This window comes from Flavobacterium sp. AC105 (genome assembly GCF_979258495.1).
This window is the reverse complement of the sequence record NZ_OZ409860.1, coordinates 4,816,035-4,836,757: the sequence shown is the minus strand read 5'-3', so window position 1 is coordinate 4,836,757 and position 20,723 is coordinate 4,816,035. Positions and strand designations below refer to the sequence as shown.

At 33.0% G+C, this 20,723-nt stretch carries 21 protein-coding genes; 5 read left to right on the top strand and 16 right to left on the bottom strand.

All coding sequences use genetic code 11. From position 1 onward, the window contains the following. Nucleotides 1-6: 6 nt before the first annotated feature. From ACZ0AH_RS19995 to ACZ0AH_RS19985, 3 genes are all read right to left on the bottom strand, one after another. Complete coding sequence (locus ACZ0AH_RS19995) at nucleotides 7-816, bottom strand: mechanosensitive ion channel family protein (RefSeq protein ID WP_463477521.1); 810 nt, start codon at nucleotides 814-816, stop codon at nucleotides 7-9. A gap of 93 nt (nucleotides 817-909) precedes the next feature. Then, entirely contained in the window at nucleotides 910-1,317 is a 408-nt protein-coding gene (locus ACZ0AH_RS19990; protein WP_463477520.1) for a YtxH domain-containing protein, read from the bottom strand. Between the two features lie 154 nt (nucleotides 1,318-1,471). After that, nucleotides 1,472-2,371 (bottom strand): NifU family protein, encoded by a 900-nt coding sequence (locus tag ACZ0AH_RS19985; protein WP_463477519.1) that lies wholly within the window; start codon nucleotides 2,369-2,371, stop codon nucleotides 1,472-1,474. A gap of 143 nt (nucleotides 2,372-2,514) precedes the next feature. Between ACZ0AH_RS19985 and ACZ0AH_RS19980 the strand changes: the two genes are divergently transcribed. Then, nucleotides 2,515-3,504: a PorP/SprF family type IX secretion system membrane protein gene (locus ACZ0AH_RS19980; protein WP_463477518.1), complete on the top strand. Its 990-nt coding sequence runs from the start codon at nucleotides 2,515-2,517 to the stop codon at nucleotides 3,502-3,504. Nucleotides 3,505-3,510: 6 nt separating this feature from the next. Then, nucleotides 3,511-4,029, top strand: coding sequence for a gamma carbonic anhydrase family protein (locus tag ACZ0AH_RS19975; RefSeq protein WP_463477517.1), 519 nt, complete (start codon nucleotides 3,511-3,513; stop codon nucleotides 4,027-4,029). A gap of 249 nt (nucleotides 4,030-4,278) precedes the next feature. Here ACZ0AH_RS19975 and ACZ0AH_RS19970 read toward each other — a convergent pair whose 3' ends face one another. The 5 genes from ACZ0AH_RS19970 to ACZ0AH_RS19950 form a co-directional block, all read right to left on the bottom strand. Beyond that, nucleotides 4,279-4,995 (bottom strand): LytR/AlgR family response regulator transcription factor, encoded by a 717-nt coding sequence (locus ACZ0AH_RS19970; protein WP_463477516.1) that lies wholly within the window; start codon nucleotides 4,993-4,995, stop codon nucleotides 4,279-4,281. 101 nt (nucleotides 4,996-5,096) lie between these two features. After that, nucleotides 5,097-6,206, bottom strand: coding sequence for a sensor histidine kinase (locus ACZ0AH_RS19965; RefSeq protein ID WP_463477515.1), 1,110 nt, complete (start codon nucleotides 6,204-6,206; stop codon nucleotides 5,097-5,099). Next, on the bottom strand, nucleotides 6,207-6,545 hold the full coding sequence (locus tag ACZ0AH_RS19960; RefSeq protein WP_463477514.1) for a DUF4907 domain-containing protein: 339 nt from the start codon (nucleotides 6,543-6,545) through the stop codon (nucleotides 6,207-6,209). Further along, a complete protein-coding gene (locus ACZ0AH_RS19955) occupies nucleotides 6,529-7,536 on the bottom strand; it encodes a Kelch repeat-containing protein (protein WP_463477513.1) in 1,008 nt (335 codons plus the stop codon). Before ACZ0AH_RS19955 ends, ACZ0AH_RS19960 begins: the two co-directional genes overlap by 17 nt. Before the next feature lie 16 nt (nucleotides 7,537-7,552). After that, nucleotides 7,553-8,305 carry a DUF6268 family outer membrane beta-barrel protein gene (locus tag ACZ0AH_RS19950; RefSeq protein ID WP_463477512.1) on the bottom strand — a complete coding sequence of 251 codons (753 nt, stop codon included), beginning with the start codon at nucleotides 8,303-8,305 and terminating at the stop codon, nucleotides 7,553-7,555. A gap of 311 nt (nucleotides 8,306-8,616) precedes the next feature. Here ACZ0AH_RS19950 and ACZ0AH_RS19945 point away from each other — a divergent pair, with 311 nt between their 5' ends. Continuing rightward, nucleotides 8,617-9,945, top strand: coding sequence for a DUF4270 family protein (locus ACZ0AH_RS19945; RefSeq protein WP_463477511.1), 1,329 nt, complete (start codon nucleotides 8,617-8,619; stop codon nucleotides 9,943-9,945). Beyond that, nucleotides 9,945-11,180 carry an aromatic hydrocarbon degradation protein gene (locus ACZ0AH_RS19940; RefSeq protein WP_463477510.1) on the top strand — a complete coding sequence of 412 codons (1,236 nt, stop codon included), beginning with the start codon at nucleotides 9,945-9,947 and terminating at the stop codon, nucleotides 11,178-11,180. Before ACZ0AH_RS19945 ends, ACZ0AH_RS19940 begins: the two co-directional genes overlap by 1 nt. A 4-nt stretch (nucleotides 11,181-11,184) precedes the next feature. On the opposite strand, the gene murI is transcribed toward ACZ0AH_RS19940, so the two are convergent. The 8 genes from murI to ACZ0AH_RS19900 form a co-directional block, all read right to left on the bottom strand. Then, nucleotides 11,185-11,961 (bottom strand): glutamate racemase, encoded by a 777-nt coding sequence (gene murI, locus ACZ0AH_RS19935; RefSeq protein ID WP_463477509.1) that lies wholly within the window; start codon nucleotides 11,959-11,961, stop codon nucleotides 11,185-11,187. 152 nt (nucleotides 11,962-12,113) lie between these two features. Continuing rightward, nucleotides 12,114-12,614, bottom strand: a complete 501-nt coding sequence (locus ACZ0AH_RS19930) for an OmpH/Skp family outer membrane protein (protein WP_463477508.1) — start codon at nucleotides 12,612-12,614, stop codon at nucleotides 12,114-12,116. 18 nt (nucleotides 12,615-12,632) lie between these two features. Next, a complete protein-coding gene (locus ACZ0AH_RS19925) occupies nucleotides 12,633-13,676 on the bottom strand; it encodes an OmpH/Skp family outer membrane protein (RefSeq protein ID WP_463477507.1) in 1,044 nt (347 codons plus the stop codon). A 46-nt stretch (nucleotides 13,677-13,722) separates the two neighbouring features. Beyond that, entirely contained in the window at nucleotides 13,723-16,473 is a 2,751-nt protein-coding gene (locus ACZ0AH_RS19920) for a BamA/OMP85 family outer membrane protein (protein ID WP_463477506.1), read from the bottom strand. Further along, nucleotides 16,406-17,146, bottom strand: a complete 741-nt coding sequence (locus ACZ0AH_RS19915; RefSeq protein WP_463477505.1) for an isoprenyl transferase — start codon at nucleotides 17,144-17,146, stop codon at nucleotides 16,406-16,408. Before ACZ0AH_RS19915 ends, ACZ0AH_RS19920 begins: the two co-directional genes overlap by 68 nt. 5 nt (nucleotides 17,147-17,151) lie before the next feature. Further along, on the bottom strand, nucleotides 17,152-17,841 hold the full coding sequence (gene porG, locus ACZ0AH_RS19910) for a type IX secretion system protein PorG (RefSeq protein ID WP_463477504.1): 690 nt from the start codon (nucleotides 17,839-17,841) through the stop codon (nucleotides 17,152-17,154). Between the two features lie 172 nt (nucleotides 17,842-18,013). Continuing rightward, nucleotides 18,014-18,901, bottom strand: coding sequence for an NAD kinase (locus ACZ0AH_RS19905; RefSeq protein WP_463477503.1), 888 nt, complete (start codon nucleotides 18,899-18,901; stop codon nucleotides 18,014-18,016). 109 nt (nucleotides 18,902-19,010) lie between these two features. Next, nucleotides 19,011-19,670: a CBS domain-containing protein gene (locus tag ACZ0AH_RS19900; RefSeq protein WP_463477502.1), complete on the bottom strand. Its 660-nt coding sequence runs from the start codon at nucleotides 19,668-19,670 to the stop codon at nucleotides 19,011-19,013. A 116-nt stretch (nucleotides 19,671-19,786) separates the two neighbouring features. On the opposite strand from ACZ0AH_RS19900, the gene ACZ0AH_RS19895 reads away from it, so the two are divergent. Next, a complete protein-coding gene (locus tag ACZ0AH_RS19895; RefSeq protein WP_463477501.1) occupies nucleotides 19,787-20,500 on the top strand; it encodes a pyridoxine 5'-phosphate synthase in 714 nt (237 codons plus the stop codon). Nucleotides 20,501-20,723: the final 223 nt, after the last annotated feature.

The following is a 20,723-nucleotide window of genomic DNA, read 5'->3' as shown; positions in this document are numbered from 1 at the left end:
ACTACTTTATTTTTGAACGGTAAAAGGCTGAACGGAAATTCCTGCTTCGTCTAAAGCCGTTTTGCAATTTTCTAAAGTCTCAGAAAAAACAGATCCGTAATTTACGTTTTTCGCCCACGGACGCACTGCAAATTCTACTGAGCTTGCCGTTAAGTTCTTTACAAAAACTTCAGGTGCAGGTTTTTTAAGCACTTTAGGATTTTTAGTTAAAACTTCTAAAAGAATATCTTTTGTCTTTTTAATATCAGAATCATAAGAAACCGCAAAAGTCAAGTCAGCTCTTCTTTCTCCCTGCATCGAATAATTGATAATTGTTCCATTTGATAAAGCACCATTTGGTACAAAAACCGTTTGGTTATTGGCTGTAAGCATCTTCGTTACAAAAATCTGAATTTCTAGTACAGTTGCAATTACGCCTTGTGCTTCTATCGTATCTCCAACCTTAAAAGGTTTGAAAACAATAATTAACATTCCCCCCGCAAAATTAGAAAGAGAACCCTGCAATGATAAACCTACTGCAAGTCCCATTGCACCTAAAATAGCAACGAACGATGAAGTTTCGATTCCGAGTTTTGAAATAAAAGTTACAAATAATAAAATTCGCAATGCCCAAATTAAAATGTCCGAAAGAAATTTGGTTAAAGTAGGATCTAAGTTTCTTTGGACCATTACTTTAATTATGATTTTATTAATTAATCGGATGGCATATATACCAACAAATAAAATTAGAAATGCCGAAATTAATTTAGGCGAATAGTCAACTAATACGTCAATGAATTTTGTGGCGTAAGTGCTAAGTTGTTCTGGACTCATCATGTTTTGTAGAATAAAAAAAACCTTCTCTTTTGAGAAGGTATATTAAAAAATGCAAATATAAAGATATTTATTCTTACAAAGAGAAGTAATTTTTTATTCCTTGTCTGTAGTTTCGTCAATAACTTTATCTGCTGTATCTTCTGCTTTTTCGCTTGCATCAACTAGGGTTTCAGCAGCAGCTGTTTGGGTATCATTTGTAAGATCACCGGTTTTTTCTTTTACAGAATCAATTACATGACTTATTGAATCGGATGCTTTTTCAACATATTCGCTCACAATGTCTTTTGCCTGATGCGCATATTCAACCGCACTTTCTAGAACTGGTTCTGAAGCTTCTTTTGCTTTTGCGAAAGTTTCTTCGGCAAAAGTTTCGGCTTTTTCTACATAAGGAGCAGCGGCTTCTTTAGCATGTTCAAAAGTAGTTTCTGCCTGAACAGCAAGATCTGAAGCGGTTTCTTTGGCTGAGCCAAATAAATTTTTAAAAAATGATGATACTCCCATGGTTATGTTTTTTGAATTAGTTTATACTACAATATTAACCTTTTTTGCAGAATAACAATCTTTTTGTTAAAATAATTTCCTGATAATAAATAAGATATGCATAAAAAAAGCGCCCGTTATTGACGGACGCTTTTGCTATTATTTAAAATAAATGTTATGCATTTAAAGCTTCAACTTTGATACCTTCATCGTTCAACATGCTTTTTAACATATTTTCGATTCCGCTTTTTAGTGTAAAAGTCGATGAAGGACAACCGCTGCAAGCACCTTGCAAAATTACTTTTACCGTTTTGTCTTCTTCATTATAAGAGTCAAAAGCAATATTTCCACCGTCAGCGGCAACTGCAGGTTTTACGTATTCTTCGAGGATATTAATAATTTGCTGCGAAGTCACATCTAATTTATCAAATGCTTCATCTTTGGTGATATCATTTTTAGTAGCAACTTCAATCAATGTTTCATCCAAAACAGTTCCTCCGTTTTCGATAAATTGTTTGATGAACGATCTTACTTCTAACGTGATTTCATCCCATTCGTTAACGTCATATTTAGTTACCGAAATATAATTTTCATCAATAAAAACTTCTTTTACATACGGAAATTTAAATAATTCTTTTGCTAATGGAGAAGAAGCCGTCTGATCGATATTTTTGTATTCAACAGCATTTCTGGTCAACATTCTGCTAACCACAAATTTTAAAGCAGATGGATTTGGAGTTGTTTCCCCATAAACCGTAATAGGCTGTTTTTTGGTTTGATTCTCGTCGATTTTAATAATAACGCCGCCTTTGTCTACAAATGCTGCAATTTGTTCTGCAACAGCATCTTTTACATCATCCCATTCTACAATACTATATCTTTCGATAGCAATAAAGTTTCCTGAAATATAGACTGTTTTTACGAATGGAAGATAAAATAATTGTTGTGCTAAAGGTGATGCTTGTGCTTCATCAATATTTTTGAATTCAAAATTTTGATTTTGAGTAATGAAATCTTCAAACTCAAATTTTAAAATAGTAGGATTTTGAGTTTCTTTTATAGTGATTTTTGTCATGATTTGTAATTTTTTACAAATTTAGTAAAGTTATTTTCTACTAATACCTATATTTGGTTTTTTAATAAAATAATTAAGACTCTTTTCAAATAAATCGTATTAAATTATGAGAGTCAGAAAATATACTTAAACAAATTGCCTTTATGGAATTTAGAATCAAGATTTTATTTATCTTTTTCATCACGACATTTTATTCTTATTCTCAAGAAGGAATTCCCGTTTATTCAGATTATTTATCAGACAATTATTATTTGATACATCCGTCTATGGCGGGCGCGGCAAATTGTGCAAAAATTAGATTAACAGCAAGAAAACAATGGTTTGGTCAGGATGACGCGCCATCACTTCAAACGTTAAGTTTTAACGGAAGAATAGGGGAGCGATCCGGTGCCGGAGTTATTATTTTTAATGACGAAAACGGTTATCATTCTCAAAAAGGGGTAAAATTGACTTATGCGCATCATATTATGTTCTCAAGAGATGAAGTCGATCTAAATCAGTTGTCATTTGGTATTAGCGGAGGCTTGATTCAGAGTCAGTTAGATGAAACTAAATTTGGAGGAACTTTTGATCCTATCGTTTTCGGATCCATTCAAAAAGATTCTTATTTTAATCTTGATGTTGGAGCTTCTTATAATTACCTTGATTTTTATGCCCATGCAACGGTTCAGGGTTTGCTTGAAACCAGAAGAGAATTGTACACCGAATATGAAAGTGATAATTTGAGAAAATTCTTGTTGAGTGTTGGGTATGTTTTTGGTAAAAGAGAAAATGTTACCTGGGAACCTTCAATTTTATTTCAATTATTTGATAAAACGAAACAAAAATCACTTGATGTAAACCTGAAAGCGTATAAAAATATGGATTTTGGAAGTTTATGGGCTGCATTATCGTACAGAAGAAGTTTTGACGGAGCACAATATGGTAGCGGAAGCGGAGTTTCATCTCAAAAATTACAATATTTTACACCTATAATAGGTGTTAACTTCAAGAATTTCATGTTTGCTTATACCTATTCACAAGTTATGGGCGATGTAAAATTTGATACTGGCGGCTATCACCAGATTACCTTAGGAATTAATTTATTTTGTACCAAGGAACGTTACGATTGTAACTGTCCGGCTATTAACTAATTTATTATGCTGATTAAATCTGTAAACGGAAAATCGCCTTTGATTCCAGAGGATTGTTATGTTGCCGAAAATGCTACTATTGTTGGCGATGTTACTTTTGGAGAATCTTGCAGCGTTTGGTTTAATGCTGTTATCCGCGGAGATGTTCACTTTATCAAAATAGGAAATAAAGTGAATATTCAGGACGGAGCAATTATTCATTGTACGTATCAAAAACACCCAACTATTATTGGCAATAATGTTTCGATTGGCCATAATGCCATTGTTCACGGTTGTACCGTTCATGATAATGTTTTGATAGGAATGGGTGCTATTGTAATGGATAATTGCGTTATAGAAAGTAATTCTATTGTTGCGGCCGGAGCCGTTTTAACGCAGAATACGGTGGTAACTTCAGGAAGTATTTATGCCGGAGTTCCTGCAAAAAAAGTAAAAGATATTGACCAATCTGATTTTGCAGGCGAAATCGAGCGTATTTCCAATAATTACGTCATGTATTCAGGCTGGTTTAAAGACGATAAATAAAATCTAAATTCAAAACAAAAACATTTTCATAAAAATACAAACCGATGCTTTTATAAGTATCGGTTTTTTTATTTTAGTTTGGGCGTGTCCGCCGCGGCGGATTGGCTATCCGTTTCAAGTCCTCGCACTTTCTTCGTCAGGCTGTGGGCTTTCTACTTCTATCACTCACGCAAATCGTAAAACCAAAAAATTCCAATAAAGTATAACACTATTGGAATTTGGAATTTCTATTTTTTGAAACTTTATAAATCACAAATTGATTCTTTCGAAAAAAGCAGTTTTATAACTTTCGCTAATTGGGATTCTTTTATCGCTAATCAAAACTTTATTTTTCTGAATCGATTTTACGTGTTTTATATTAATGATATAAGACCTGTGAATTCTTGAAAATCCTTTGCTGGAAAGCAAATTTTCTAACTTTATTAAACTGATTAAGGTTAAAGTAAATTTGTTGTCTGTGGTATAAATTTTTACATAATCTTTCAAACCTTCAATAAATAGAATGTCTGAGAAATTCATTTTTACATTTTCATATTCTGCTCTTACAAACATAAAATCCTGTTCTAATTCCGGTGCAGTTGTGTTTTCAGAAATAGCCTGAACAGCAGCTGCAGGATTTAAGACTTGCTGTGCCCGAACTACAGATTTTAAAAAACGATGAAACGGAATAGGTTTTACCAAATAATCAACAGCGCCAAGATTAAATCCTTCAACAGCATAATCAGAATAAGCGGTGGTAAAAATAACCAATGGTTTTTTTTCGATCGTATTTAAAAAGTCAATTCCGGAGAAATGCGGCATCTGAATGTCCAGAAAAATCAAATCAACATTCGTTTGATTGATGAAAGAAACGGCATCAATTGCGTTATTAAAAGTAGCAATCAATTCAAGCGAATCTACTTTTCGAACAAAATCCTCTAATAATTCAACCGCTAAAGGTTCATCGTCTATAATTACACATTTCATCTGTTGGGAATTAAATTTTTAAGATTTGTTGGTGCTCAAAAGTACTTTTAAACCAATGAATTAAGTTTTAAAGTTTTCATAAAATAAAATCATTCGCTGCATTAATTTATAGCATTCTGAATTTCATCTAATTTTAAATTCAAATGCACACGATAATATTGATTGTCTTGTATAATGTTAAGTTCGTGCGCATTCGGATAAAGTAAATCCAGTCGGTTTTGGATGTTTACTAATCCAATTCCTGAATTTTCAGGGTCTTTTATATAGTTTTCGATGGTGTTTTCTATCCAAAAATCAAGGCTATTGTCCAGAATAATAATTTTGATTTTTATATGTGCAGCACCTTTATAATCAGTTCCGTATTTAAAGGCGTTTTCGACAAACGAAATCAGCAATAAAGGCTCAATAAATTTATTTCTCGTATCGCCGTGAACGTTGATCACAATGTCTTCAATATTGTTAAGTCTCAGTTTTTGCAGTTCGATATAATTCTGAATATAATTGACTTCTTTTTCTAAAGCCACCGTTTTATTATCTGTTTCATACAGCATATAGCGCATTAATTCAGACAATGTCACGATGGCATCAGGGACCAAATCAGATTTCTTGTGTGCCAAAGAATAAATACTATTTAAGGAATTGAATAAAAAATGCGGATTGGTTTGTTTGCGCAAATAAATCAATTCGGTATTTGTTCGATGAGTTTCGGCAATTAATTTGTTTTGCTGGTTGTTATAAAATTCTGTAAGTGTTCGAATAATCGCACTTATGGTAATAATTAAAATATAGAAAAATGAAGGCCCGATTTTAAAGAATAGCGGCTGCCTCATTTGTAATCTTAAATGTTTTCCTTTAAGAAAAATATTAGGTTCGGTTGGCATTATCCTCGACGTTATCATACTCTGCGGCCTTAGATTTCTGAAATCAGGAATAAAATAATTAATTCTGATAATCATAAAAACAGCAATCAGAATAAAAACAAAAGCAAAATAAAGCCAGTATTTTTTTTGCAGAAGCAAAGCAGGAACCAGGTAAAAATAGTTCAGGTAAAACAAAATAATTCCTGTAAACCATTGCACATAAAAATCAGTATTAATCTTAAACGGACTTTCGTAAAACTGAATTAAAGAAGTCAGAATAAAGAAAATCCATATGATGCAATGGAACAAAATTTTGTTAGAACTGGTATTTTTAATGGTATCGATCTTCATTTAGAATTTTATTTTTAATAAAATTAAATCATTTTTTGTTACCGTTGGCGATATATGCTGATTGAGTTTTTGTACCACTAAATTTGCCACTTTCAACGCATCATCTTTTGTCGAAAAACTCTTATTATTAACTATTACCGGAATAATAGATTGTTTGATTACCGTTTTATCCTTATAGGCAATTGAATATCCCCAACCCGATGTTGTTTTGAAGGATTCGGTTTTAAAAGTTTCTTTTTTTGTGCACGCAGCAAATTGCAAAACAAGCAAAATAAACAATAAATTCTTCTGGATTTTACCCCAGAAGAATTGTTTTTTAGTATTAATTATCGTCATCATTTTGTTCGTCTAAAGGTTTAAATTCCCAGGCATCATCAAAATAAGTAGAACCAATGCGGCCTAACATATAAAAACCTCGATTGTTAATGGCAAAACCAACAGCATCTGCTCGTGTAGCGCCTTCCATCGGAGTTTTTTCTCCCCAAAGATCTGTAGCCGGATTATATTCCCAAACCGTTTTTATACTTTCTCCACCCACAACATAACCTAATCCGTTCATAGAAAAACTAGAAGCATTAGCACGAATAATGGCATAATCGTCATTGTATGTAGGATCGTCGTCAGTATCTTTATCAATATCACGTTTTCTCGTCCAGACATCAGTTGCAGGATCAAATTCCCAAAAATCTTCCTGATAAACGCCATTGTTGACTCCTGTAACCAAATAAGCTTTGTCAGCAATTACAAAAACAGTAGCATTACGTCTTTTGTTTCCGCTAAAACCATTTACAAGCGTCCAGGTATTAGACTGATCATCGTATTGATAAAAATCCTTAAGATAATTTCCGTCATAACCGGTTCCAAAATAAGCTTTACCGCCAACCTGAAAACCTACAGCTGCATAACGTCCCGTTCCGCCAAAATCAGTTTTTTGAGTCCAGCTGTTGCTCGTAGGATCGTATTGATAAAAATCTTTGAGTTTATTAGTTCCATCATAACCAAGACCAACATATCCTTTTTCGTTCAAAGTAAAACTTGACGCAGAACTTCTTCCAACTCCTGTAAAATCAGCTTTTTGTTCCCAATAATCTCCATTAGAATTGTATGCCCATAAATCTTTCAAATATACATCGCCCGTATAACCTGTTGCTATATAAGCATAATCTCCTATCACAAAACTAGTTGCACTAGATCTTGCCGGTCCGTCAAAGGCTGATTTTTTAATCCAGTTTCCTATTAAATCATCATCGTCATCATCATTGCTGCAGCTTATAAAAAAGAGACTCGAAAACAAAGCCGCGAATAATATTCCTTTTTTTAAATTATTCATAGTGTATTAAATTTATTTATTGTTTGTATTTGATCCCAATGCCCAGAATATATCCGTTACTAATATTAAAATCATACACTTTATGATTGTCAGTATCGATCAGGTTATATTTTTTATTAAAGTCATATCCCGCCTTAAAATTTAGAAACCAGTTTTTATCTACATTTCTTTCATAGTCAAATGATGAAGTCATTTGTGATAAACTAGCTTTTGCAGCATTATTAGTTTGGTTGTCTAAATTGTAAAAATTGCCATTAAAGCTATTTGTCAAACTGAATTTGTTCCTGATATTATTGGAGTATGAGATTTTTGAATCCGGAAACCCAATCAGCAAATTACTTTTGTCGTTCATTTGATAGTTTATCGATAAAACAGGGATGAATTTAGGATAACCAAAAACGGCTGATCTGGCAGCGCCAAGACTAATATTCAAATTTGAATTTAATCGTTGGTTAATCTCAAAACTTCCTAAAAGCGAAAGATCAGAAGCAGAAAAATGATGTTCAAAATTTGCTGTAGGTGTAATAGTAAAATTCAGTTTTGTTGCATCTGAAATTTCATGAGATATTTCAAGTTTATTCTGAATTTGATTAAATCCATCCAAATTTTCAAATGTGTTAAAACTTCCTAAATCATAATTCACTTTCAAATTCGAATATTCTAATGTATTTGTTATTTGATTTTCGGAGTTTATTTTTTTATTGAATTTTACACCAATAGTACTTTCATTAAAATCAATTTTATCCGTTGGCTCTGTTTTTAAATTCATATCTACTAAAATTTTTTCCTGAGCATTCATATTAAAAAATGAAATTGAAAAAAACGAACAAATTAAAACCCTTATTTTCATTACGTATTTATTGGTTCAAAAGTAGGTGGCTAATGGTTTTAAAAAAAAGAAGATATATGTATGGCACTTTTTGATAGACTAAATAGCCCTTTTTGAGGTCGAATGAACTATTTGCATGTATTTATCTATTGTAGATGGTTTTTTACTATTTATAGGCTAAATAAGCGAGACTGTATATGTTATAGTGAAGTCCCGAAGCGTGCATTTTATATTTGTTCAAAAAATTGATTATGCACAAGTTTATATTGATGTTCTTTTTTGCAATTGCAATTGTTTCATGCGGCACTGATGCTGATGCCGGAGAATTTGTTGTTGGGTCAGATTATTTAGCTATAAATAATAAAGTCATTTTAATTGATACCCTTACGGTCGATATGTCTACGATAAATTTAGACTCGCTTGTAACTTCCGGCGAAAGCCGAATTTTGATTGGAGATTATGATGACCCTGTTTTTGGGAAGGTAAAATCAAACAGCTATTTTCAATTATCCTCAACGTCATATGCTTTGATAAACAACGGTTCAGATACAGAATCGGTTAATTATGTTTTTGATTCTATTTCAATGATTCTAAAATATGATAATTACTATTATGGCGATACCACAAAAGTGCAGACATTTGATATTCATCGTTTGACTCAAAAAGTAAAACCAAACACAGAAGATGATAATTTTTATAATAATTCAGCTTTAAATTATAGCAGCGAAAGTCTCGGTACGATTTCATACAAACCTCGTCCTGTAGAAAGAGATTCTATCAACATAAAAATGAGCGATGCATTAGGAGCAGAGCTTTTTCAAAAATTGAAGAAAAGAGAAATTACAGATTTCGACAGTTTTACCGAATATTTAAAAGGACTTGTTCTTGTGCCTTCAAATACAAATTCTTCCAGTATTATCGGGTTTAATACTACGACCAGTAAAGTCAGGTTATATTATTCAAAATATCAGTCAGATACTGAAGAAACGCCTTATTTTATAGATTTTTCTATTATTGACGGGACAAAGCAGTTCAATTCAATTTCATTAGATAAAACAGGAACTGTAATTCAGAATTTACCCATTTCTACCGGCAAATTGTCAAGTTCACTAACCAATAATCAGGGATTTATTCAGTCCGGAACCGGAGTTGCCTGCAGAATTGATTTTCCAAATATAAAAGAGTTCAGGCGTATTTCTGACAAGGGCGCCGTAGTCGATGCACAATTGTTTTTGAAACCCGTTAACAATTCTTATTCAGATAAATATCCTCTCGCAGATTCTATAAAAGTATACGTAGCCGATAATTTAAACAGACTTAGCAGTCCTTTATTAAATTCTGCAGGAGCTACTGTTTATGGAATTTTAAATAAAAAAAGCGATGAGTTTAATGAAAATATAGGCTACACAATTCCTATTGGAGGTTTTTTGCAGAAAGAAATACTGAAGCAATCTGATTCCAGGTCTTCTCTCATTTTAACGCTTCCTGGAATTTCTAAAACAGTAAACAGAATTGTTTTAGGAGATCAAAAACATTTGAACAATAAAATTCAACTGAAAATTTATTACATCTCTTATTAATGAAAAATAAAATAGTTTATTTAAGTGGTGCCATTTTAATGTCGCTGACTTCATTTGCCCAAAGTATTTCAAGTTCACCTTATTCGTTATATGGCGTGGGAAGTTTATTCGATTCTGATTTTGGATCACTTCCGTCTATCGGTTCGTCCGGAATGGCTTTGCCCTCAGATACTTTTATCAATAATCTGAATCCTGCATCCTTAGGATACTTGCCACAAAGTCACTTTATGTTTGATATTGGCGGAAATGCTATCGCAACTACATATCAAAGCAGTTCAAGATCTGAAAAACGTAATAATTTTCAGTTTTCGCATATTGCTTTTGCTTTTCCGGTTACCAAAAATTCCGGATTTAGTGTTGCTTTGCGGCCATATTCGAGTTCGACATTTAAAATTTCCAATTTAAAACTGCCAATTTCAAACAGTCAGGAATATTATTATCTAACTGCCGCAGGTTCTGGCGGATTAAATAATTTTGATTTTTCATATGGATATCGGTTTGGAAAGAAATTGTCAGTTGGAGTTTCTGCAGCAGTTTTGTTTGGAAATACTGTAGACGATAGAAATTTTCTAATTGCAAATTCAATAACAACAATCAATAAAAAAACAGATTACAGCGGTTTGCGCGCTACATTAGGCGCACAATATAAAATTGATTCAACTTTTACCATAGCGACAACTTTTAAATTGCCGGCACAAATCAATGCTTCAAAAGTACAATCAGTTCAAACTCTTACCAATAATGTATCAACTAGTATTGAATCTGATTTAGCAACTGATACAGATGATTATTATATGCCATTGGAAATTGGAATAGGAATAAGCAAACGGTTTAAGAATAATTTGAACATGACGCTGGATTACGAAAAGAGTTTATGGAATGATACCAATCAATCTGAATTATATGGAGATTTTGTAAACCAGGACAGATTTGCACTTGGATTTACGTACAGAGCCAAAAAGAATGTGAGGAAATATTGGGATACGGTTCAGTTTTCGACAGGTTTAAATTTGGATACCGGTTATCTGGAAGTAGACGGAAAAAGAGTCAATGATGCTGCCGTTTCTATAGGGCTTTCACTTCCTATTGAAAATACTTTTTCTGCTGTAAATATTTCCTATTCATACGGGCAAAAAGGAAGAATTTCAGATAATCTAATAAAAGAAAATTATCATAAAATATCAGTCAATTTGTCTTTAGACGGGATATGGTTCGTCAAGCGAAAGTTGGAGTAGGCGTTTAAAAATCTTTTTCGACGACAGAATATTTGTTTTCTAAAATTGATTTTAAAACTTCAGGATTTGAATTGACATAAAATACAGGATCAGTATTTGGGGTGTTTGTAAAACCCACTTTTTCGCGTAGAATATTTTGAGTTTGTCTTGCAACGGCTTCTCCTGAATCTATAATCTGAATGTGTTCCGGAAGTATCTTTTTTATCTGCGGAATCAAATACGGATAATGGCTGCAACCCAGAACCAAATAGTCAATATTGGCCTCAATCATTGGCTGCAAATAAGACTCTAGCAATTGTGTCATTTCCGGCGAATATAAATTTCCATCTTCAATAAGTTGGACAAGTCCATGACCTACTTGTTCGATAATTGTTGTATGCTGAAACATTTCGGCAGTTTTATTAAACAACTCACTGTTCAGCGTTCCTTTAGTGGCCAAAATACCAATAACCTGAGTTTTAGAATTATTGGCTGCGGGTTTAATTGCAGGTTCAATACCTATAAACGGAACATCATAATCTGCACGAAGTTCACGAATTGCATTTGTTGTTGCTGTATTACAGGCTACAACAATTAGTTTGCAGTTTTGTTCGAGTAAAAAATCAACATTTTTTTTGCTGAGCGCAACAATTTCTTCTTTAGTTCTTTGACCATAAGGAGCATTTTTGCTGTCGGCTAAATATATGGTTTTTTCGTTTGGAAGCAGATCGTGAATGGCGCTCCAGATGGAAGTTCCTCCAATACCGGAATCAAAAACGCCTATAGGATTATTATTCGTCATAGTACAAATTTAGTGTTTTTTGAAATAAATTTATATTTCAATTTAACTGAAATCTATGAATATTATTGTTTTTTAATTTTAATTTATTGTAAAAAAAAACTGCTCAAACTTTTAAAAGAATTGAGCAGTTTTTTATTGAAAGAATTCGTTTTTTAGAATCCTAAATCTTTTTTTACATCAGCAGTAATGTTTGGTCCATCAGCTAATAATAAAGTAGAACCGTCTAATACATATTGGAAACCTTTAGCTTTTCCAACTTTTTGGATAGAAGCTCTTACTTTTTCCATTAAAGGTTTTACGATATCAGTTTCTTTTTGTTGTAGTTCTTTTTGTGCATTGTCTCTATAGTCAACAATTCTTTTTTGCATGTCCTGAACTTCTTTAGAACGTTCTCCGTTTACAGCATCAGTTACTGTTGTAGATTCAGTCTCGTACTTTTTAATTTTTACCTGATATTCGTCAACCATTTTTTTGTATTCTGCATCATATGTACCACTTAATTTTTGTAGTTGATTTTGAGCATCCAGCATTGCAGGCATTTTCGACATAATCTCGCTAACATCAACATGAGCTACCTTAGCTTGTGCGTTAATTGTGTTACTTGCTCCTAAAATTAGTATGGCAGCAATTAGTAAAGTTTTGATTTGTTTCATCGTTTTTAAAAATATTAATTAATTATTGGTCGTATTTGCTTTTTGTGTTTCGGCCTCTTTCGCTTTTTTAGCCGCTTCTCTTTCGTCTAAAATCTTCTGTCTTCTCTCTTCTAATTCTTTTTTACGCTGTTCGTAAAGCTTTTGTCTTTCTGCAGCTTTGTCCACAACAGGTTCTGTTGTTGTGGCTTCAGTTCCGGCAGCAGGCTTGGCTGTTGTTCCATCCGTTTTAGCTGTTCCGTCAGTTTTAACTGCTTCAGTTGTTTTGGTGGCTGCCTCAGTTGTTTTTGCAGGTTCAGAAACCGTGCCATTTTTTTTAGCGTCTCTTTCAGCTTGTATTGCTTTTCTTCTGTCGTCGTATTCTTTTTTCTTAGCTTCCTGCTCTAATCTTCTGTCTTCAATCAATTTATCTCTGGCAGCTTTCTTTTCATTCAGTGCTTTTTGTCTGTCTTGTAATGCCGGATTTTCATCTATGGCATTTTCTTTACCTTCTTTAACTTCCTGATCTTTCAATTGTTTTTTAGTCAATTGCTCTCGTTTATCAGTTCTGTTTAAAATACGTAAAACCTGATCACTGATGTCGAATCTTTTATTACTGAAAAGCATTGTTAAATCTGATGATTTGTCAAAAACAAAATCATAATTTTTAGCCTCAGCTATATCCTGAACAGCAGTAAAAACCTGATCCTGAATTGGTTTTGCCAATGCAGCTTTTTGATGCATTAAATTCCCGTCAGATCCAAATTGTTTTTGCTGATAATCCAGCATTTCCTGTTCCAGGAACTTAATTTCAGTTTCTCTTTCGTCAATAAGCTCTTTCGTCAATAAGGCTTTTTCAGCTTTAAGGCCTTCCTTAAGCTTGTTTATATCTAATTTTTTGGATTCTACTTCTTGTTTCCATTTTTGAGCTTTTAACTCTAATTGGGCTGTTGCCTCTTTATAATCAGAAACATTTTCCAAAATATATTCCATGTCGATGTAACCAATACGAGTCGTTTTTCCTTGCGCCTGACTTGTATTAGCTACAATCAAGGCTAAAAATATAAATAAAAATTGTTTTCTCATAACATTACTTTATTTGAAAATTTTTAACCAAATAAATTTATTTTATCTAGAACTGTTGTCCTATGATAAAGTGTGTTTCCCAACCATGCGCTTTTGTCTCACCTGGAAGCGCATCAAATCCATAACCAAAATCAATACCTAATAAACCAAATGCCGGCATGAATACACGTAAACCAGCACCAGCTGAACGGCTCAAATCAAATGGGTTATAATCTTTAAACGTAGGATATGATGATCCTGCTTCTAAAAACGTTAAGGCATATATCGAAGCAGACGATTTTAATGTAATCGGATAACGTAATTCCATAGAGAATTTGTTATAAATTGTTGCTCCAATCTGATCTCCCGCTGCATTTGTTGGAGTTAATGAGTTGTTTGGATAACCTCTTAACTGGATAGTCTCTCTACCATCCATAGAATAATTAGCCATTCCGTCTCCTCCTAAATAAAAGCGTTCAAACGGTACAACACCTCTTGCCTGATCGTATGCTCCTAAGAAACCAAATTCAGTTAAAGTTCTTAAAACTAATTTACCATACAGTTTAGTATACCAATCCGCTTTAAATTTAACTTTATAATATTCTAACCAATTGTATTTTTTCTGATCGACTTTAGCAACATCTGTATCTGCGCTTCCGTAATCTGATCCAACACTTACTGTTCCTGTCTGACCATTTACAGTTTCTGATTTTATGTAATCACCATTATTAAGTGGTTTACCGTCTACACCAGAAGTTGATTCTCCTGTCCATTTAGACTTGTAATCCTTTTGATTCTTTAAATCTCCGTAATCAATACCATTAAATAATGAGTATGGAGGTGTAACTTTTGCCGAGATACTGAACTCTGAACCATACATTGGGAATATCGGGTTAACTCCTTTATTGCTTCTTGTAAGTCCAATTGTATACGCTAAGTTTCTTGATGCTCCATTACCAAAAGTAAATAAACCTGTATTATAATTATTCAAATCATAATGTTGGTAACTCACCGATTGTGACAGTACAAAATAATCATCCGGTACTTGTAATCTTTTCGCTAGTCCTACCTGGATTGTAAAAATATTAAAACTTTTGGACTTATCGACCTTACTAGTCACATAATTATTAAGAAATTGTTTACTATATGAGATAGAAGAGCTAAATTGTACAGGTTTTTTCCCACCAAACCATGGTTCTGAGAACGATACACTATACGTTTGGAAATAGGTACTTCCTTGTAAACGCAGCGATACTTTTTGTCCATCTCCCATTGGCAGAGGCTTATAGGCTTCTTTGTCGAATAGCTTTCTGGCTAAGAAGTTGTTAAATGATAGCCCTAAGGTACCAATAAAACCACCGCCGCCATAACCTCCCTGAAGTTCCACCTGGCTTGATCCTTTTTCTACAACATTATATTCAATATCTACTGTTCCGGCTCCGGCATCTACATTTTTGAATTTTGGTTCGATAGCCTCCGGATCAAAGAATCCTAATTGTCCAATCTCACGAATTGTTCTAACCAATTGTTCTTTACTGTACTTTTCTCCTGGTTTAGTTCTTAACTCACGGTAGATAACGTGATCGTTTGTTTTGTCATTTCCTACAACAGATATTTTATTAAAGTAGGCAATAGGACCTTCTGTAACTCTAATTTCAAAATCTATTGTATCATTTACGGTTTTTACCTCTACAGCATTAATGTTAGAGAACAAATAACCATTATTTTGGTATAAGTTTGTTATATCTTCTGCGTCTGGTTTAGATTTATCAGCGATTCTTTTTTCTAGTAAAACACCATTATAAGTTTCTCCTTTTTTGATTCCTAAATAGCGATTTAACAATTGATCAGAATAAACAGTATTTCCTAAAAACTTAATATTTCCAAAGTAGTATTTGTTTCCTTCTTCAACATTAATTTTGATTGCCAGCATATTCTTCTCCTTAATATAATTAACAGAGTCGTATATAATACGTGCATCACGATATCCTTTTTCCTTATAGGCAGCGACAACTTTTTCTAAGTCGGTTTTGTATTTTTCAGGAATGAATTTTGAGGATTTAAAAACATGAAGGATATTTTTTTCCTTAGTGTCTTTCATAGCAGATTTTAACTGCGTATCAGTAAGTTTTTCATTACCGATGAAGTCAATGCTGCGAATTTTTACCTTGTCGCCTTTATCGATCCGAACCAGCATATTTACCTGATGGCTTCCGGCGGTAGTGTCCGGTGTATTTGTAATGGTGACTTTAGTATTATAAAAACCTTCTTTTTTGTATTTGTTTTCGATGTAGTTTTTAGTTGTCGTAATTAAGTTTTCATTGACAATTTTGTTCTTTGTCAGGTTGTTGTCCTTAATTAATCCTTCGACTTTACTTTTCTTAATGCCAACAAATTTAACTTCGTTTAGTTTAGGAAGTTCAACGATATTAAGATCAAGATAAATACTGTCGTTTTCTACCTTATTAATATAGAAGGCAATTTCGTCAAACAGGCCAAGTTTGCCTAATTTTTTGATAGCACCACTGATTTCTTCACCAGGAACGGTTATTTCCTGACCTTTTTGAAGACCTGAAAAGGTAACAACAGTTTGTTCATTGAAGCTTATTTTACCAACAACAGAAACTTTGGCAAGAATGTATTTTTTTCCTTGATCAAAAGGAACTCTTTCTTGTGCTTTTATTTGTGAAAAACTACCCAAAAGAATCAGGGTAAGGGCTATTTGTATTCTTTTTTGTAACACTAAAAAATTATTTAATTTGTTCACTGGTTTTTCCAAATCTACGTTCTCTTTTTTGATAACTAATAATAGCCTCATATAAATCCTGGTCTTTAAAGTCTGGCCACAAGACATTAGTAAAATATAATTCTGCGTAGGCTATCTGCCACAGCAAAAAATTACTTATTCTATGTTCTCCACTTGTTCGTATTAATAAATCTACGTCAGGTAAATTTTGCGTGTAAAGATGCTCATTTATAATTGAATCGTCAATAGTGTCTATTGAAATTATATTATTTTTAACTTTATCACTGATGATTCTCACAGCATTTACCAATTCTTCTCTTGATCCATAACTTAAAGCAAGAGTTAACGTAAGACGTGTATTATTTTTTGTTTTATCAATAACGTCCTGGAGCTCCTTTTGGGCTGATTTTGGCAATTTATCAAGATTTCCAATTGCATTAAGCTTGATATTATTTTCTTGCAGAGTAACGAGTTCTTTTTTTAATGAATTAATCAATATTTTCATTAATGCATCGACTTCTAATTTTGGGCGGTTCCAGTTTTCTGTAGAAAAAGCGTATAAGGTTAAAAACTCAATACCAAGTTTGGCACAGGTTTTAATCGTTTTTTTTACAGATTTCGTTCCGTTTTCATGACCAAATGCTCTTAAAAAGCCTTGTTGTTTGGCCCAACGACCATTTCCGTCCATGATAATGGCCAGATGTTTGGGTAAGTTTTTGTGGTCTATAGAGTCTAGTAAATCCATTTTTATTAATATGCGCAATAGCAGGGTTTTTGTCCAAAGGTATACGTTAATGTAATACCTGAGAAAACATACCAGTCATTATTATTTAAATTTCCAAAATGCATAATATTTGCATTGGTTGTATTTGGGTTGCTTCCGTCAATATCATCCGTAAAAGTATAACGGGCTCCAACTTCAAGTCCCAAAACAAAATTGGGCGAAATATTCGATTTTATACCCAATGTTATAGGTATTGCAAATGAATTTCCATTTTGTGTATGCGTTACGTTTGGACTTGTTGTGTAACGATACAGCTGGTCAAACATAAAGAAACTTAATCCTGAATATACATAAGGCGTAATTTTCATATGATCATCATGAAGGTTAAAGTCGAAAAAATTAAACTCTAAACCTGCAGAAAGTTCTTTTATATCATTTTTAAAGCTATAACCTCTTTTGCTTCTGCCTGTTTCTTCTGAATCCAGATCATTTCCGGAAACGGAAGATTGTGTATAAGAGAAACGATAGGAATGACGCGGACTCTTATTCCATTTATATAAAACGCCAAAAGCTATTTTATCCGGATTAATATAAGTTGTACTACCAACGTCTCCTACAAAGTTGCTTCCACCAAGAAAAACACCAATCTCATTTATTTGAGCATTCAGTGTGATAAAGGGAAAAAAACATAACAATAAATTAAAAATTTTCTTCATTTAATTCAAAATTGCGTGCAAATATAATAATTATCAATACGAATCAACGTTCCTTTGATTAAATGTGCTTTTTTTTCAATTTACGTTATGATTTTGAAACATTTAATGAGGATTCGATACATGCAGAACGAGAAAAAGTGGTATTATCGTATATTGAGGTGTCGGAAAAGGCCTAATTTCTTTTGTCCTCACCCCAAAGCAATTTATTTCTCAATGTTTTCAGGAAAGTTTCGCCCGGAATTTCTATCATTTTAATTTTGAAGCCTGTTTTACTGATTGTTAAAACAGATTCATTTTTAACTGAAGCAATTCTCGAATCTAACGAAACTAAATATTGATCTTCTCTTCCGGAAACACGAAGTTTTATCTCTGTATTATCAGGAATTACAAGTGGTCTGGCGTTTAAGTTATGTGGCGCTATTGGTGTAATGACTAAACTTTCGACATTAGGCGTTAATATTGGTCCGCCACAGCTTAATGAATATCCTGTCGAACCCGTTGGTGTAGAAATTATCAAGCCATCTGCCCAGTATGAATTTAAATATTCATTGTTTAAATAGGTGTCAACCGTAATCATCGATGTGGTGTCTTTTCGGCTTACCGTAACTTCGTTCATAGCGAAATTAAGATCATCCTCAATTGCATCATTTTTGGGTTCACAGGTTAAACTCAGTAATGTTCTTTCAGAAATCGTATAATTTTTATCAATCACAAACTGCAAAAAATTATCAATACTTTCTTTCGGAACAGTTGCCAAAAAACCTAATCTTCCGGCATTGATTCCTAATATAGGTACACCGGAATTACGAACTAAGGTAGCGGCTCTTAAAATAGTACCGTCACCTCCAATGCTAATCAGCATTTCAAAACTATCATCTAATGACGTGCTCGAAGCAAAGGTTTTATATTCCTTTTTTACGAGTTGCTTTTCGTGAAGCATTTTCAGAAAGTTTTCTTCAATTACCATTTCGACATTATTGGTATTGAAAAACACAAAAATATCTTTGATAATGGGCTCTGTACTGTTTTGATAATACTGTCCGTAAATGGCTACTTTCATTCTTTTTAATTAGATAATGTGTTAATTAGATAATTTTGGCAATTAGAAAATTAGATAATGTTTATTGAGTCGGAAAATTATCTAATTGACTCATTCTCTAATTTTCTCATTATATATTAAGGTATTTGTCTAAATAATCTGAACGTTCTTTTAAACTGTTGATATAAGCATCTTCCTGATGTTCAGAAATAATTTCATAACCGTATCTTCTATACGTCTGAATAATTTCATTCATAGGCCCAACGCCAATTTTTATGGTAATCTGAACGTTTTCTAAGTCAGCTTCAGATACAAAACAGCCCAGAATCTTGCCGTTATTGCTTTCTACAATTTGAGTAACCTGACCCATTGAGTAATCTAAAAGTCCTTTTTGAACGATAATAATACCGCCTTGTTCTTTTAAAAATGGAGTTTCCTGAAAAAATTTCATGATATCTTCCATTTCATAATAACCAACATAAGCATTGTTTTCGTCAAGAACCGGAATTACGTTTGTGTGGTTTTTTGCAAAAACTTCTAAAACATCGAGCCATATCATTGATTTTCTGGCAAAAAAACGTTCCAGGGTATATTTGTAATCGATGGCTTTTTTATCTAAATCAAAAGTTTCAACATCGTCTGAAGCGATACTTCCAATAAAAATTCCATTTTCTAAAACAGGAAAATGCGAGAAATTCAAATCGGCAAAAAAGTCCTGAACAGATGCTATCGTTTCCTGACTATCAATCGCTCTGAAATCATTGGTGATATAATTAGTAATTTCTGTCATAAATCAATTGAGGATATTTGATGCAAAATAATCAAAAAATAGCAAAAACTGCTACGTTTTACTTTGTATTTTTGTCGTAACAAATATAGTGTTACTAGAATTAATTATCTATTTATATGACAAAGTTAAGTGTAAATATCAATAAAATTGCAACCTTAAGAAATGCACGTGGCGGAAATGTTCCTAATTTATTAAAAGTTGCTGCCGATATTCAGAAATTCGGAGGTCAGGGAATCACCATTCATCCACGTCCGGACGAGCGTCACATACGTTATCAGGATGCCCGCGATTTAAAAGCAATCGTTCATACCGAATATAATATTGAAGGAAATCCACAGCACAATTTTATCGATTTGGTTTTAGAATGCAAACCAACGCAGGTTACCTTAGTTCCTGATGCAATTGGTGCCATTACATCTTCTGCAGGTTGGGATACGATAAAAAATCAGGATTATTTGACTGAAGTGATTCAGGAATTTCAACGTAACGGAATCAGAACTTCGATTTTTGTTGATCCAATTAATGAAATGATCGAAGGCGCTAAAAAAACGGGAACAGACAGAATCGAATTATACACCGAAGCTTTTGCACATCAATACGATTTAGGAAATAAAAACGGAATTGATCCTTACATTAAAGCAGCAGAATTGGCGAACGTATTAGGTTTGGGAATCAACGCCGGACACGATTTAAGTTTGGATAATATTCAGTTTTTCAAACAAAATATTCCGGGATTATTAGAAGTTTCTATTGGTCACGCTTTAATTTCAGAAGCACTTTATCTTGGTTTGGATAATGTGGTGAATATGTATTTGAATAAATTGAAATAAAAAGAAGTATGGCATGACCCGCAGTCACGAAGCCTCGGGAGCGGGTTGGGCTTTTCGTTTAAATCTTTTGTTTTTTGAAAAAAAACAAAAGGATTTCCACTTCTATCCCTCATGCGACATACCGGTAACAATGAGCTTTTTAGGATATAAGTTTTAAACAAAAAATAAAACATTTACATCGGTTAAAAATTGATTTATAATTGTCTATTTTCGCACTTTTCTT

Bases quoted from the DNA above. Each gene is read 5' to 3' on its own strand.
- ACZ0AH_RS19995 (WP_463477521.1), bottom strand. From the start codon at position 816: ATGATGAGTCCAGAACAACTTAGCACTTACGCCACAAAATTCATTGAC.
- ACZ0AH_RS19990 (WP_463477520.1), bottom strand. From the start codon at position 1,317: ATGGGAGTATCATCATTTTTTAAAAATTTATTTGGCTCAGCCAAAGAA.
- ACZ0AH_RS19985 (WP_463477519.1), bottom strand. From the start codon at position 2,371: ATGACAAAAATCACTATAAAAGAAACTCAAAATCCTACTATTTTAAAA.
- ACZ0AH_RS19980 (WP_463477518.1), top strand. From the start codon at position 2,515: ATGGAATTTAGAATCAAGATTTTATTTATCTTTTTCATCACGACATTT.
- ACZ0AH_RS19975 (WP_463477517.1), top strand. From the start codon at position 3,511: ATGCTGATTAAATCTGTAAACGGAAAATCGCCTTTGATTCCAGAGGAT.
- ACZ0AH_RS19970 (WP_463477516.1), bottom strand. From the start codon at position 4,995: ATGAAATGTGTAATTATAGACGATGAACCTTTAGCGGTTGAATTATTA.
- ACZ0AH_RS19965 (WP_463477515.1), bottom strand. From the start codon at position 6,206: ATGAAGATCGATACCATTAAAAATACCAGTTCTAACAAAATTTTGTTC.
- ACZ0AH_RS19960 (WP_463477514.1), bottom strand. From the start codon at position 6,545: ATGATGACGATAATTAATACTAAAAAACAATTCTTCTGGGGTAAAATC.
- ACZ0AH_RS19955 (WP_463477513.1), bottom strand. From the start codon at position 7,536: ATGAATAATTTAAAAAAAGGAATATTATTCGCGGCTTTGTTTTCGAGT.
- ACZ0AH_RS19950 (WP_463477512.1), bottom strand. From the start codon at position 8,305: ATGAATTTAAAAACAGAGCCAACGGATAAAATTGATTTTAATGAAAGT.
- ACZ0AH_RS19945 (WP_463477511.1), top strand. From the start codon at position 8,617: ATGCACAAGTTTATATTGATGTTCTTTTTTGCAATTGCAATTGTTTCA.
- ACZ0AH_RS19940 (WP_463477510.1), top strand. From the start codon at position 9,945: ATGAAAAATAAAATAGTTTATTTAAGTGGTGCCATTTTAATGTCGCTG.
- murI (WP_463477509.1), bottom strand. From the start codon at position 11,961: ATGACGAATAATAATCCTATAGGCGTTTTTGATTCCGGTATTGGAGGA.
- ACZ0AH_RS19930 (WP_463477508.1), bottom strand. From the start codon at position 12,614: ATGAAACAAATCAAAACTTTACTAATTGCTGCCATACTAATTTTAGGA.
- ACZ0AH_RS19925 (WP_463477507.1), bottom strand. From the start codon at position 13,676: ATGAGAAAACAATTTTTATTTATATTTTTAGCCTTGATTGTAGCTAAT.
- ACZ0AH_RS19920 (WP_463477506.1), bottom strand. From the start codon at position 16,473: ATGAGGCTATTATTAGTTATCAAAAAAGAGAACGTAGATTTGGAAAAA.
- ACZ0AH_RS19915 (WP_463477505.1), bottom strand. From the start codon at position 17,146: ATGGATTTACTAGACTCTATAGACCACAAAAACTTACCCAAACATCTG.
- porG (WP_463477504.1), bottom strand. From the start codon at position 17,841: ATGAAGAAAATTTTTAATTTATTGTTATGTTTTTTTCCCTTTATCACA.
- ACZ0AH_RS19905 (WP_463477503.1), bottom strand. From the start codon at position 18,901: ATGAAAGTAGCCATTTACGGACAGTATTATCAAAACAGTACAGAGCCC.
- ACZ0AH_RS19900 (WP_463477502.1), bottom strand. From the start codon at position 19,670: ATGACAGAAATTACTAATTATATCACCAATGATTTCAGAGCGATTGAT.
- ACZ0AH_RS19895 (WP_463477501.1), top strand. From the start codon at position 19,787: ATGACAAAGTTAAGTGTAAATATCAATAAAATTGCAACCTTAAGAAAT.